This is a genomic window from Streptomyces sp. NPDC050508, assembly GCF_040655155.1.
GTDB lineage: Bacteria > Actinomycetota > Actinomycetes > Streptomycetales > Streptomycetaceae > Streptomyces.
Map to the genome: position 1 here is coordinate 15,504 of NZ_JBFAJJ010000007.1, position 12,203 is coordinate 27,706.

15 protein-coding genes are annotated in these 12,203 nt (G+C 69.0%); 6 read left to right on the forward strand and 9 right to left on the reverse strand.

All coding sequences use genetic code 11. The annotated features are described in order from the left end of the window. Window position 1: 1 nt before the first annotated feature. From AB0I69_RS20995 to AB0I69_RS21005, 3 genes are all read right to left on the reverse strand, one after another. On the reverse strand, window positions 2-1,339 hold the full coding sequence (locus tag AB0I69_RS20995; RefSeq protein WP_363097145.1) for an ABC transporter substrate-binding protein: 1,338 nt from the start codon (window positions 1,337-1,339) through the stop codon (window positions 2-4). Window positions 1,340-1,445: 106 nt separating this feature from the next. Further along, entirely contained in the window at window positions 1,446-2,657 is a 1,212-nt protein-coding gene (locus tag AB0I69_RS21000) for an ROK family transcriptional regulator (RefSeq protein ID WP_363097146.1), read from the reverse strand. Window positions 2,658-2,835: 178 nt separating this feature from the next. Beyond that, window positions 2,836-3,669 (reverse strand): hypothetical protein, encoded by an 834-nt coding sequence (locus AB0I69_RS21005; protein WP_363097147.1) that lies wholly within the window; start codon window positions 3,667-3,669, stop codon window positions 2,836-2,838. 418 nt (window positions 3,670-4,087) lie between these two features. Here AB0I69_RS21005 and AB0I69_RS21010 point away from each other — a divergent pair, with 418 nt between their 5' ends. Then, window positions 4,088-4,609 carry a hypothetical protein gene (locus AB0I69_RS21010; protein WP_363097148.1) on the forward strand — a complete coding sequence of 174 codons (522 nt, stop codon included), beginning with the start codon at window positions 4,088-4,090 and terminating at the stop codon, window positions 4,607-4,609. Window positions 4,610-4,809: 200 nt separating this feature from the next. Here AB0I69_RS21010 and AB0I69_RS21015 read toward each other — a convergent pair whose 3' ends face one another. Further along, a complete protein-coding gene (locus AB0I69_RS21015) occupies window positions 4,810-4,983 on the reverse strand; it encodes a DUF397 domain-containing protein (protein ID WP_363097149.1) in 174 nt (57 codons plus the stop codon). A 3-nt stretch (window positions 4,984-4,986) separates the two neighbouring features. Next, the gene (locus tag AB0I69_RS21020; protein ID WP_363097150.1) at window positions 4,987-5,868 is read right to left on the reverse strand and encodes a helix-turn-helix transcriptional regulator; all 882 of its coding nucleotides are present in this window, start codon (window positions 5,866-5,868) and stop codon (window positions 4,987-4,989) included. Between the two features lie 140 nt (window positions 5,869-6,008). On the opposite strand from AB0I69_RS21020, the gene AB0I69_RS21025 reads away from it, so the two are divergent. From AB0I69_RS21025 to AB0I69_RS21040, 4 genes are all read left to right on the forward strand, one after another. Then, entirely contained in the window at window positions 6,009-6,455 is a 447-nt protein-coding gene (locus tag AB0I69_RS21025; RefSeq protein WP_363097151.1) for an ATP-binding protein, read from the forward strand. Between the two features lie 62 nt (window positions 6,456-6,517). Beyond that, window positions 6,518-6,871: a hypothetical protein gene (locus AB0I69_RS21030; protein WP_363097152.1), complete on the forward strand. Its 354-nt coding sequence runs from the start codon at window positions 6,518-6,520 to the stop codon at window positions 6,869-6,871. Next, the gene (locus AB0I69_RS21035; RefSeq protein ID WP_363097153.1) at window positions 6,864-7,115 is read left to right on the forward strand and encodes a hypothetical protein; all 252 of its coding nucleotides are present in this window, start codon (window positions 6,864-6,866) and stop codon (window positions 7,113-7,115) included. Before AB0I69_RS21030 ends, AB0I69_RS21035 begins: the two co-directional genes overlap by 8 nt. A gap of 41 nt (window positions 7,116-7,156) precedes the next feature. Beyond that, window positions 7,157-7,477, forward strand: a complete 321-nt coding sequence (locus AB0I69_RS21040) for a hypothetical protein (RefSeq protein WP_363097154.1) — start codon at window positions 7,157-7,159, stop codon at window positions 7,475-7,477. Between the two features lie 80 nt (window positions 7,478-7,557). Here the strand turns inward: AB0I69_RS21040 and AB0I69_RS21045 are convergent, their stop codons facing one another. Continuing rightward, window positions 7,558-8,652, reverse strand: a complete 1,095-nt coding sequence (locus tag AB0I69_RS21045) for a mechanosensitive ion channel family protein (RefSeq protein ID WP_363097155.1) — start codon at window positions 8,650-8,652, stop codon at window positions 7,558-7,560. Between the two features lie 323 nt (window positions 8,653-8,975). Here AB0I69_RS21045 and AB0I69_RS21050 point away from each other — a divergent pair, with 323 nt between their 5' ends. After that, window positions 8,976-9,512 carry an HNH endonuclease gene (locus AB0I69_RS21050; RefSeq protein ID WP_019063156.1) on the forward strand — a complete coding sequence of 179 codons (537 nt, stop codon included), beginning with the start codon at window positions 8,976-8,978 and terminating at the stop codon, window positions 9,510-9,512. Window positions 9,513-9,610: 98 nt separating this feature from the next. On the opposite strand, the gene AB0I69_RS21055 is transcribed toward AB0I69_RS21050, so the two are convergent. The 3 genes from AB0I69_RS21055 to AB0I69_RS21065 are packed head-to-tail and all read right to left on the reverse strand — an operon-like array spanning window position 9,611 to window position 12,197. Then, entirely contained in the window at window positions 9,611-10,972 is a 1,362-nt protein-coding gene (locus AB0I69_RS21055) for an ABC transporter permease (protein WP_363097156.1), read from the reverse strand. Next, window positions 10,969-11,667 carry an ABC transporter ATP-binding protein gene (locus AB0I69_RS21060; protein ID WP_363097157.1) on the reverse strand — a complete coding sequence of 233 codons (699 nt, stop codon included), beginning with the start codon at window positions 11,665-11,667 and terminating at the stop codon, window positions 10,969-10,971. Before AB0I69_RS21060 ends, AB0I69_RS21055 begins: the two co-directional genes overlap by 4 nt. Continuing rightward, on the reverse strand, window positions 11,664-12,197 hold the full coding sequence (locus tag AB0I69_RS21065) for a PadR family transcriptional regulator (protein ID WP_363097158.1): 534 nt from the start codon (window positions 12,195-12,197) through the stop codon (window positions 11,664-11,666). Before AB0I69_RS21065 ends, AB0I69_RS21060 begins: the two co-directional genes overlap by 4 nt. Between the last annotated feature and the right edge of the window lie 6 nt (window positions 12,198-12,203).

The window sequence follows — 12,203 nt, forward strand, 5'->3', positions numbered from 1 at the left end:
GCTACTTCGCCTGCGCGATGTCCGTGTCGATCTGCTTGGCCGTGCTCTTCAGGGCCGAGTCGAGATCCTTGACCTTGCCGCTCTCGTAGTCGTACCCGAGGTTCTGAATGGTCGTCAGATACACACCGCCGTTGATGGAGGCGGGACTTGTCGTCGAGTACTGGTTCGACGCGATGTCCAGGAACGTCTTGAAGCGCGGGTCGTACTTCAGCTTCGGGGACTTGAGGGCGGCGAGGGTGGAGGGCACGTTGTGGATGCCGTTGGAGAAGTTCACCACCGCGTCCGTGTCCGTGGTGATGTACTTGACGAACTCCCAAGCGGCGTTCTGCTTCTTGCTGTTGGCGGCGATCCCGGTGATCGTGCCGGTGATGTAGCCCTTGCCGTACTGCGCGACCTGGTCGTCCGGCACGGGCAGCGGGGCAACTCCGATGTCCAGCTTGGGATTTGCGGCCGTGGCCATCCCCAGCCGCCACTCACCGTCGAGCTGCATCGCGACCTGGCCGGTGTGGAAGGGGTGCTTGTCGCCCCACTCGTCGCCGAGCGTGGAGCGGTAGCTCTCCAGCTTCTTGAAACCGCCGAGTTCGTCGACGAGCTTCTTCTGCAGGGTGAAACCGGCCTTGAACGCGGGGTTCGTGGCGAGCGCCGACTTGCCGCTCTTGTCGAAGTACGTCGGCGAGAACTGCGCGAAGAGGTGCTCGGTCGTGGTCTCCCAGCCGTGGTAGTCCGGCATGAACCCGAGCTGCGAGTACGAGTCACCCTTGCTGATCGTCAACTTCTTGGCGTCGGCCTCGAATTCGGACCACGTCTTGGGCGGGCTGGTGATGCCGGCCTTCGCGAACTCCGTCTTGTTGTAGTAGAGGCCGTACGCGTCGCCCAGCAGGGGTGCGGTGCAGCGGTTGCCGTCGAACTGGGTGTACTCGTTCATCGCCTTCGGGAACGTCGTCTCCGGGTCGATGCCCGCCTTCTTGAAGAAGGGGTTGAGATCGACCAGGGCGCCCGAGGAACAGAACTTGCCGACGTTGTTCGTGGTGAACGACGAGATCACGTCGGGTGACTTGCCGCCGCCGGTGCGCAGCGCCTGGTTGATCTTGTCGTCGGTCATGTTGCCGACGACGTTCACATGGATGTTGGGGTGCGCCTTCTCGAAGCCGGCGACCAGCGACTTCACGGCGCTCAGCTCGGAGGCCGCGCTCCAGGCGTGCCAGAAGTTGATGGTGACGTCCTTCGAGGCGTCGTCGGAGGCGCCGGACGAGGACTGGCCGGTACAGGCGGTGGCGAGGAGGGCGAAGGAGGCGGAGGCGGCGACTGCGAGAGCCGCTTTCCTGGACATTCCGGGCATGGCAAGGTCTCCCAAGGGCGGGGCGGGGCAAGGTGGTTGGGGGAAGCCGAGGGGGTGGGTCGAAGTCGGTCCGGGGGAGCCGGAGTTGGCCGATCAGGAACGGGGTTCAGCGCGAGGTGTCGAAGACCTCGTCGCGGGTGGTTGCCAGCGCGCTCTCCAACGCGCCGCGCAGCACGGGGTGTTCATGGACGTCGCCGACGACGAGCCGGGGCCGTGACGCCGCCAGCTCCTCCAACTCGGCCTGGACGAGGGCGCGTAGAGGTTCACCGCCCGCGGTCAGCGATCCACCGCTGAGGACGACGAGTTCGGGGTCGAGCACCGAGACGAGCGAGGCGAGACCGGTGGCGAGGTGGGTCGCGTAGATCTCCAGGAGCCGCCGCTGGGGTCCGGTGGTGTGGTCGGCGGCGGTGGCGACGAGGGCGGTGGCGACCTCGGCGTAGGGACCTGTCGGGATCTCGGTGATGCCGAGTTCGCGGGCGAGCCCGGGCAGGGCCTGCGAGCCGGCCAGTGCCTGGTAACCACCGCTGTTGGCCTTGGTCACCTGGCGGACCAGGGGTGCGCCCGGCACCGGCAGGAAGCCGACCTCGCCCGCGCCGCCGGTCCAGCCGCGGTGCAGCCGGCCGCCGAGGACCAGGGCGGCGCCGAGACCGCCCTCGTTCCACAGCAGCACGAAGTCGCCGTGCCCGCGGGCCGCGCCGAGCCGCTGCTCCGCTATGGCGACGAGGTTGACGTCGTTCTCGTACTCCACCGGCATCGGCAGCGCGGCGGCGAGTTCGTCGAGGAGGGCCGGGGAGTGCCAGCCCGGCAGGTGCGAGGCGTACCGCAGCCGGCCGGTGTTGGGGTCGAAGGCGCCGGGGGTGCCGATGACGAGGCGGTGGATGTCGTCGCGGGCGAGCCCGGCGGCCTTCACCGCACCGTCGAGGGCATCCGTCACCTGCTGCACGACGGGCTGGGCGGGCCGCCGGCCGGGGGTGGCCAGCTCGAACTCACCCACCGTGCGACCGGTGACGTCGGCGACGGCGGCACGGATGCGCTCCGGCGTCACATCGAGCCCGGCGGCGTACGCGGCGCTCGGATTGACCACGTACAGCTGGGCGTTGGGGCCCGGGCGCCCCTCGCTGGTCCCGGTGGCGAGGACGAGCCCCGCCGCTTCGAGTCGGGCGAGCAGCTGGGAGGCGGTCGGCTTGGAGAGGCCGGTGAGCTTGCCGATCCGGGTGCGGGACAGCGGGCCGTGCTCCAGGAGGAGGTCCAGGGCGGCGCGGTCGTTCATGGCGCGCAGGACGCGAGGAGTGCCCGGGGTGCCGGAGGTTCCTGCCATGTCTTACGCCACCTGCCTCTCTGACTTTCGAACTACCCAGCGTGTCACGTGATCACTGTTAGGAAAGTTTCCTATTGGGTGGGAGGAACGTAAGCCCGGGGCGAAGGGGGCGTCAATAGACACCGCCCCCGAGGCAACAGACTCGTTACCTGCGGGGGCGGTGGGGAAGGCGCTGGTGTTACTTGACGTCGATGAAGTCGCCGACGGCGGTGGCCGCGCCGGTGGTGGCGGTGCCGGCGAAGGTGTAGCGGAAGTAACCGTCCTTGACCGCCTTCACGGTCGTCTTCAGCGCACCGCCGGTGGTGGAGGTGACCGTCTTGACGGTGGTGTAGGTGCTCGAACTCTTCGCGCGGAACTGCAACTTGGCCGGCTGTGAGACATAGCCGGTGTACTTGCCGGTCTCCCAGTCGGCCCGCGTCAGCGCGCCGGTGACCGTGATGGTCTTCCCCTTCTTCACCGGCTCCGGGGAGGCGTTCACGGTGAGCTTGGCGGCGCGCTGGATCTTGACCTTGCCCTTGCCGCCCCAGGCCGCGAAGTCGGTGGAGTAGCTGATCTGCTCGTCCGAGTCGTCCAGGTCGGCGTCGATGTGGGCGTAGACGCCGGCGACGTTCCAGGTGGTCGCATCGGTCCTGTCGTACAGGCTGTCCCCGGGGTCGATCGCGATCGTGTCGGAGCAGGACTCGGTGACCGTGGTGTCCGTCGTCGCGGTCGTCGTGCACGTCGGAGACATGCCGGCGTCGAGCTCGTTGTCGGAGTCCGCGAGTCCGCCGCGGTAGAGCATGATCCCGGCGAACGTCGTCTTGTAGTCGATCGTCACGTCGGACGGCCGCGTCAGCGTGTACGTGACGGGCACCTTCACCGTCGCGGTCGTCCCTACGACGATCGCCTTCCCCTTGTTGACCGTCACCCCGCTGAAGACCAGGGCCGGCGTCGCGGCCTGCGCGAGCGGCGCGGCCAGACCGGTCAGGGCCAGGGCACCGGTCAGGGCGGCGCCGATGGCGAGCTTTCTCATTCTTGTCCCCACATTCGAAACGGACCCCTGGGCATTGCGCTCCAGAACAAGGGCCCGTCGTGGGGCGACCTTAGGCATGGGGAGGCTGCGAGGGGAATGAGTAAGAGCTGTGAAGGTGCCCGCATCACGGGTTCGTCACGATGGGTAAAGCCGCAGGTGGGGGTGGGGTGGCGGGATTTTGATGATCTGCCGGATTTGCGGTCACGGTGTTGGTCGTGGGTGGCGTGAATCGTGCGCGGCTGAGGCCGATTTGTGATGTCAGGGACCTGAATTGCCAGTCGCCTCACAGGTTTTTGACTTTTGATCAGCGGCGTTTGCGGATCGAGGGGGATCGAGAGGACGAAAGGACGGGGTGTGGGGCGTGAGGGTGTTGGTGGGGTGCTGGCGTGATGCGGCGCGTGCGTTCGCCGTGTTGTTCGTGACGATCGAGATCCTTCTGGAGGCCTTCGACCGGGACGGCGTCACCTGGGGCGAAGCGGGCGAGGACGTCGCGCTGTGGGCTGTGGTCGGCGCCGCCTGGGCAGTCATGACATGGCTGTTGCTACGACGACGGGCCCGTACCGCGGGCATCCTCCTCACCCCGGATGTCCTCGCCGGCCGCCAGACCCGCCAACTCCGCGCGCTACGGCCCTCCGTGGGTTGGTCCGACCGCATGCGCACGGAACTCAAGGCATCGGACCGCGCCTCCGTCGCCGCCGAGAAGGGCCGCGAGGAAATCTGGTTCCACTGGCGCCCGGGCTGCCGTAAGCGCACCGTCTGGGGCTCGATCACCTTCGACGAACCTTCGGGAACGGTCCGGCTCGATCTGCGGGACGGCGCGGCGTACACGGGGGGTGGGGAGTTGCGCAGGGGGGCGGCGTTCGTCGCGTTGTGCCAACTGGCCCGGGAGTTGGGGCTGGTGGAGGCCGAGAGTCGGTGGAGGGACGGGGATCCGGCGTGACACGCGATGTACGTGGAGGACGACGACTGGGGGTCTTCGAAGTTGGGCGGTGTGCGGGGGTGCTCGGTGTCGGGGGGTGGGGCGCGGGAATGTGACACTCGGTGCCGGAAGTGTCACATTTTTGGTGGGGAGGGTGCGGGGTGGCGGGCACCAGGCAAAGGGCCACGCCGCCCAAGTCCGAGACCCGGCAAGGGAGCTGGTCAGCGCAGGGCTGCGGTGAACTTCGTCCAGGTGGTGGGGGTCAGGCGGAGTATCGGGCCGGTGGGGGACTTGGAGTCCCGAATGGCTATGGTGCCGGGGATGTTGCGGGCGACTTCGAGGCACTCGTTGGACGGCGTGCTGTAACTGGACTTCGTGAAGTTGAACTGGAGCACGGTTCACATCTCCTTGCGCAGGCTGTCGATGAGGGTTGCGGAGTCGCGCGGGGCGAGGCTGAGCCGCGATGTCCGATCGAACAGCACGCTGTAAGCGTTGCTCTCCACCTCGTTCTCCACCCACACCATGCCCGTGATGGTGTCGCTCTGGACCACGTCGAGGGCCTCGTCCTCCGCGAAGGAGATGATGCTGAACGGGCCCGCGATGCACGGGTGCGCGCCGGCTCGGAACGGGAGTACTTGAAGGCGTACGTTCGGTAGCTCGGCCAGTTCGAGCAGGCGCTCCTGCTGAGCGCGCATGACGACAGGGCCGCCAACTTCCTGGCGCAGCGCGGCTTCCCAGATCACTGCGTACACCTGGAGCGGATGTTCGCCCAGCAGTCGCGCTTGGCGCTTCTGCTTGATCTCGGCGCTGCGCTCGATGTCGTCCGGGTCGTCCCAGGTGCCCTCGGCGACCGCCAGTGCGCGTGTGTACTCGGGGATGTGGAACAGGCCGGGAATCAGTGACGACTGCCAGTTGCGGATGTGGGTCGCCACGTCCTCCATTGCGATGTACTCCGCCATGGTTCCGGTGTCGACCGAGTCACGCCACCAGCCTTTGGCCTTGCGTCGCTCGCGGTCCAGCTTCGCCAACTCCAGCAGTCGTCCTACGACTTGGCTGTCCTCGGTGCCGTAGAACTCGCACAGGACCCGGATGTCCGGGTCCCGCATCGGTACCCAGCCGCGTTCCATCTTCACGATCTTCGTGCCGGTCGCGTTGATCGACTCGGCCGCCTGTTGCTGAGTCTTTCCGGCGGCGTCGCGCAGGCGCAGAAGTTCTCCACCGAGCTTGCGGCCCAAGACAGTTGACGCCCGGTTGTTCGCGGGCTGGGTTGATCGGTTCACGGTCACAGTCTGTCTCTTGTGCGTCACGGGGTCGACTCCCTTTCGCCCCTTGGGGAAGAACTTCCCCGAATCGATTGCTTCCGGGAAGGCGAGCCGCTACTTTCGGTGCTCGACCCGCTACGAAGAGAGGCGCGTTTCCCATGACCGAAGCCCCACCCGCTCCCCACGAGGACCGCCTCGACTACACCCCCCTCGCCCGCAGCGTCACCCTCGCCCGACGCCGCTCCGCAAGGCTCGTAACCGAGTGGGGGCATCCCGCCCTCGCCGGTGATGTCGCCCTCGTCGTATCCGAGTTGATGACCAACGCCCTGCTGCACGGCAGCCTGCGGGACCGGCTGATCCGGGTACGGATCAACGTCTCCGGGGTCACCCTTCGCGTCGAGGTCAGCGATCCGCGCGGTGAACGGTCGCCGAGCCCGTGCTCAGTAGGGGACACGGATCAGTTCGGGCGAGGATTACTCCTGGTCGGAGCCCTGGCTCATCGCTGGGGATGGGAGCCCCGGTCCGTCGGCAAGACCGTGTACGCGGAGTGGGTGCTCGGGGCTGACCCCGCCGTGGGCAATCCGCTCGTGGGCGTGAGGGAGTGACGGGAATGGCGTTAGCGTGGGCACGTGCCACAAGGGCGCTCGGTAAGTGGAAGGGGCGGCCGATGACCATGCCGTACACGGAGGGGGACGCTCCGCTGATCCCCCGTCCGCATCTCACGCTTCCGGCACTTCGGCAGGCCGTGGCCACCGTCGTCCCCTCTCGCCTCCCGGAGTTCTTCGAGGACGTGCAGAAGGCGTTCGTGCGGGCCGGTGACGAGGACAGCGTCGTACCGATCCGCATGTTCTACCGGGAGTGGGGCGTGATCGTCGAGATCGAACGCCACCCGGAGACGGCGCGCCGCCTGCACGCCGCCGAACAGGCGATCAACAGCGCCGACCCCTCTGTACGCGAGCGTGCCATCCGTGAGGCCGGGGAGATCGTACGGGCGGCGCACCGTGAGGTCGCGGGTGGCTGACTGGCGCTGGGAGCTGTTCCAGGACGACCTGCTGGACGGACTCCCGGGTGCGGCACGCGCCGAGACGGAACGGCTGGCCAACGAGATCGCCGTACGCGAGTCCATGGTCTTTCTGGAGGGTGCGACCTATACCGGACCTGGTCCCGGAGTGCGTACCGAGAGCCGCGGGCTGCTCATGCTCACCTACCTGACGGATGTGCGTGGGGAGCGGATCGTGGTGGTTCAAGTGGGCTGGTTCGGCTAACGGTTCACCGATTGTGTGACGGTGATGAGTGGGAGCAACAGGTGAGTGAGCAGTCCTGGTACGGCGTCCGGTGTGTGTTCCGGCATCGCGAACTCGGCGTCTACGAGGAGCGGTTGACCCTGTGGCGGGCGTCCTCGCTCGGCGAGGCCATCAGCCGTGGGGAGTTGGAGGCGCACGAGTACTGCGCGGACCTCGACGGCGTCGAGTACGCCGACTTCGCGGAGGCGTACCGGATGTTCGACGAGCCGGAGGAGGGTGCCGAGGTCTTCTCGCTCATGCGGGAGAGCGGGTTGCCCGCCGGCGAGTATGTGGGGCGGTTCTTCGCTACGGGGGCGGAGCGGGCGGGGTTGGGAGAAGCCTGATGGCGGGTTGAGGTGACCTCACCGAACAGGGGATGCGCGATGCCCACCTGGCCCCGTACACCCCCCTGCACTCCGTACGACTACCGCCCCGTCGGCCGCTGCGAAGAAAGAGGCGAAGTGTTCGCCACCTGAGGCGAATCCGAGTTCGAGTACACCGACGGCGCCGCAACCGACTCCGTCGGATCCGCCGCATCGTCCACTAGGTCCGCCGTCGCACCCCCCACGATGCGGATGTTCGCCTCGTCGAAGGCCCGCTTCACCCGCCACCGCAGCTCGCGCTCGACGCTCACCGACTTGCCCGGCATGGTCTTGGCGGAGAGGCGGACGACCATCGAGTCGATGAGGACGCTGTCGAGGCCGAGGACCTGGATCGGGCCCCACAGCAGCTCGTTCCAGGGTTCTTCCTTGCTCATCCGCTCGGAGACGGAGTCGAGTGTGGCCTTCACCCGGTCCAGGTTCTCGGAGGCGCGGACCGTGACGTCGACCCCCGCCGTCGCCCAGCCCTGGGAGAGGTTGCCGATGCGCTTGACCTCGCCGTTGCGGACGTACCAGATCTCGCCGTTGTCGCCGCGCAGCTTGGTCACGCGGAGGCCGACCTCGATGACCTCGCCGGAGGCGACGCCCGCGTCGATCTGGTCGCCGACGCCGTACTGGTCCTCAAGGATCATGAAGACGCCGGAGAGGAAGTCCGTGACCAGGTTGCGGGCGCCGAAGCCGATCGCCACGCCCGCGACACCGGCCGACGCCAACAAAGGGGCGAGGTTGATCTCGAACGTCGCCAGCACCATCAGCGCGGCCGTGCCCAGGATCACGAACGACGCCACCGAGCGGAGGACCGAGCCGATCGCCTGGGAGCGCTGGCGGCGGCGCTCGGCGTTCACGAGCAGGCCGCCCAGCGCCGTGCCGTCCACCGACTCGACCGTACGGTTCATCCGGTCTATCAGCTTGGTGATCGCCCGCCGCACCGTCATTCTCAGGACCGCCGCGATCACCACGATCAGCAGCACCCGGAGCCCGATCGCCAGCCATGTGGACCAGTTCTGCTCCACCCAGCTGGCGGCGTTGGTCGCGCTCTCCTGGGCGTCCTGGAGCGAGGGCACGGTCACCGCGGTCTCCGAGGGGCTCGGAGACGGCGACGGCGAGGCGGCGGCCAGTAGGACGGCGGACAAGGACACGGCAGGTACCTCCAGGTGCTGCGTCTGCCCCCGGCACGGTCCGGCACGGTCAAGGTCACGAATAGGTCACCGAGAAGGCAGGCCCACCACACTATCGGGGCATCGTGTGTGGATCGTTGCCATGTTCAGGGGAGAGGCTGTGCTCAGCCGGGAATGAACAGGTGGGACCGACCCACACCCGTCCCGGCCCCGCATCACATGTGGTCGAAAACACTCCCAGCCCGTTACCGGGACATGGTGGCGCTTCCACCAGGCATGAGGGGAGACTGACTACAGATCGTCCCGGCGCGAGCCACGCGCCGCCGACGCACAAGGAGGCATCCGTGCCGCATGTCCTGGTCCTCAACGCGTCGTACGAGCCACTCGGCGTCGTACCGCTCCGCCGCGCGCTCGTCCTCGTCCTGGAGAACAAGGCTGTCTCCCTTGAGGAATCCGGCGCCTTTATGCACAGCGCAACCGTCACAGTCCCCGCACCCAGCGTGGTCCGGCTCAAGCGATTCGTGCGGGTTCCCTATCGGGGGCCCGTTCCTCTCACCCGGCGGGCGCTGTTCGCGCGCGACGGGGGCCGGTGCATGTACTGCGGTGGCGTCGCAACCAGCGTCGACCATGTCATTCCGCGCAGCCGCGGGGGCAAGCACGTGTGGGACAACGTGGTGGCGTCCTGCCGCCGCTGCAACCACACCAAGGCCGACCGACACCTCTTCGAGATCGGCTGGCGGCTGCGCCACAAACCAGCCCCACCCACCGGCCTGGCCTGGCGCATCATCGGGACAGGTCATAGGGACCCGCGCTGGCTGCCGTACTTGCAGCCATACGGCGCGGAGGACGCGATGGCCCGGATCGACGGCATCTCCGCCTGACGATCCGGGCTTTTGTGTACCCCCTGTACGGCGCTACCCGTGTACGGCGGTACGGAGTCGTCCGCCCCGGCAGTCCCCTGTGCCGCCGGGGCGGACGGTCATGCGTACCGCAGCTCGCCCGGGCGTACCGAGCGGCGCAGCAGCGGCAGTGACGTGGCCGCCGCCAGCACGCAGCACGCGTACACCCCGACCGGGACCAGCAGCAGCGCGCCGTACGGCACCGGCACGTCCGTGTGCCGCGAGACCGCGGCGCCGTACCAGAAGCTGATCGTCGCGCCGCCGAGGCCCGCCACCGCGATCGCCGGGAACAGCGGCAGCGCGGTCTCCAGGAGGAGCGCGCGGGCCAGTACGGCGTGCGGCACCCCGGCGGCGGCCTGCGCGGCCAGGCCCCGGCGCCGGGTGGCGAGGGACTCGGCGGTGCCGACGGCCAGGGCTGTCAGGACGAGCGCGAAGGCGACGAGGATCGCGGCGGCCGTCAGGTCGATGCCGGTCGTGTAGTAGGCCATGCTCGTGCCGAGGTGGCCCTCGCGGCGCATCTCGTTCAGGTCCGCGAGCAGCACCTGCCGTACGCCCGCGAAGCCCGAGCCGACGACCGTCAGCAGCAGCAGCGCCGCGTGGGTACGGGCGTTCGACCAGGGGTCCTCGCGCATCCGTTCCGCCGCGATCAGCAGCGCGGGGCGAGAGGTGCGGGCCGCGAAGCCCTCACCCAGTTGGCGGGACGAGGCGCCGGAGAGCCAGATCGCGATCAGGCTGAACAGCACGGCCAGCACCAGCACCAGCACCGCCACCGGGCCGAGACCGAAGGAGACGGGGCTGCCGAAGAGCGGGGTCAGGGCGATCGCCACCGCCGTCACCGCGAGCAGCCGGGTAGCCGTACCGAACAGCCGCCCCGGTCCGCGCACCGGCCGTACCCGCCGCACCCGGCCCAGCGGATCGGCCACCACCCGGCGCAGCGCCCCCGCGCTCACGACCGCCCCCAGCACCGGCACGGCCAGGGCCACCAACACGACACCGGCCCAGTCCGTGGCATCCGGCGGCAGCAGCGGTACGACGGCCGCCGTCGCCACCACGGCACCGGCCAGGCACGCGAGCCCCGCCTCCAGCGCCGCGATCCGCCGCACCTGCCAGGGCGCGGCCCCCGCCAGCCGCAGCGCGGCCAGCCGCCGGTCCCGGTGCACCGCCCCGATCCGCGCACACTGCCCGAGGAACCCGAGCACCGGAATGAGCAGCAGGCCGAGTGCCAGGCTCACGTTCTGCCGGTCACTGGGCGAGTCGAACAGCCCCGACCCGAAGGACACGGCGTAGAACCCGTCCAACGACTGCAGCGCTACGACCGCCAGTCCGATTCCCGTCGCCAGCGCGGCCCCGACCGCCGTGAGCCCGACCCGCCACCACTCCCGCCGGTCCGAACCCCGGGTCAGCAGCCAGGCCAGCCGCAGGTCGGACCCCAGGGACCTCATGCCGTCACCCCCGCCGTCGCCACGGTCCCGTCCGTCAGCCGGATCTCGCGGTCCGCGTACGCCGCGACCTGCGCGTCATGCGTGATCAGCAGGACCGCCGTACCGGACTCGCGGGCCGTGCTGATCAGGGCCGTCATCACCTGCTCGCTCGCCAGGGAGTCCAGCGCGCCCGTCGGCTCGTCCGCGAAGACGACCTTCGGGGCGGTGACCAACGCCCGGGCGAGGGCGACCCGTTGGGCCTGGCCGCCGCTCATCTCGCCCGGCCGCAGCTCCGCCTGTCCGCGCACCCCGAACCGCTCCAGCCACTCGCCGGACCGCGCCTGCGCGTCGGTGCGGGTGGCTCCGGCCAGCAGCAGGGGCAGCGCCACGTTGTCGACGGCCGTCAGCTCCGGTATCAGCTGGCCGAACTGGAAGACCACCCCGAACTCGGTGCGCCGCAGCTCGCTGAGCCGCTTCTCGGACAGTTCGTCCAGCCGCTCGCCGGCGTACGTCACCGACCCCTCGTCGGGGCGGACGATCCCGGCCAGGCAGTGGAGAAGGGTGGACTTGCCGCTGCCGCTGGTCCCCGTCACGGCGAGGATCTCGCCGACGCCCAGGTCGGCCGAGGCACCGCTCAGCGCCCGGGTCCTGCCGTGCGTCTTGGCGAGGTCACGGGCCGCGAGCAGCGGCACCGCCGTACCCCCGTTGTCGCTCATGCTGTGTCGACCTCCGCGGTCAGAGTGGTCAGCCGGGCCGCCGTCGTCGCCATCCAACGGAGGTCCGCGTCAAGGTGGTTGAGGGCGTAGTCCGCCGAGAGCACGGTCGCCAGATCGGTGCCCTTGGCGGTCTTGACCGCCGTGAGCTCCCGCATCCGCTCCATGTGGGCGGCGCGTTGGGACCGGAGATACGCCTCCGGGTCGCCGTCGGCCAGGATCGAGACGACGACCTTGGCGAAGATCTCGTTCGTCACGAAGGGCGCGGGCGGCGCGATCTCCCCTGCCCAGCGGGCGAGTTCACGCGAACCGTCGACGGTCGAGCGGTACGCCGTCCGCTCCGGGCCGCCGTCCGAACCGGTGCCGTCGACCTCCGCGAGACCGTCCCGGACCAGGCGCTGCAGGGTCGTGTAGACCTGCCCGTACGCCAGCGGGCGGGCCTGCGGAAAACGTTCGTCGTGCCGTCGCTTGAGGTCATAGCCGTGGCTCGGTCCTCCGGCGAGCAGGCCCAGCAGGATGTGGCGGGTGCTCATGGAGCT

What these genes read in the sequence shown, in the direction of transcription:
- AB0I69_RS20995 (WP_363097145.1), bottom strand. Translation starts at nt 1,339, where the DNA reads ATGCCCGGAATGTCCAGGAAAGCGGCTCTCGCAGTCGCCGCCTCCGCC.
- AB0I69_RS21000 (WP_363097146.1), bottom strand. Translation starts at nt 2,657, where the DNA reads ATGGCAGGAACCTCCGGCACCCCGGGCACTCCTCGCGTCCTGCGCGCC.
- AB0I69_RS21005 (WP_363097147.1), bottom strand. Translation starts at nt 3,669, where the DNA reads ATGAGAAAGCTCGCCATCGGCGCCGCCCTGACCGGTGCCCTGGCCCTG.
- AB0I69_RS21025 (WP_363097151.1), top strand. Translation starts at nt 6,009, where the DNA reads ATGACCGAAGCCCCACCCGCTCCCCACGAGGACCGCCTCGACTACACC.
- AB0I69_RS21030 (WP_363097152.1), top strand. Translation starts at nt 6,518, where the DNA reads ATGACCATGCCGTACACGGAGGGGGACGCTCCGCTGATCCCCCGTCCG.
- AB0I69_RS21055 (WP_363097156.1), bottom strand. Translation starts at nt 10,972, where the DNA reads ATGAGGTCCCTGGGGTCCGACCTGCGGCTGGCCTGGCTGCTGACCCGG.
- AB0I69_RS21060 (WP_363097157.1), bottom strand. Translation starts at nt 11,667, where the DNA reads ATGAGCGACAACGGGGGTACGGCGGTGCCGCTGCTCGCGGCCCGTGAC.
- AB0I69_RS21065 (WP_363097158.1), bottom strand. Translation starts at nt 12,197, where the DNA reads ATGAGCACCCGCCACATCCTGCTGGGCCTGCTCGCCGGAGGACCGAGC.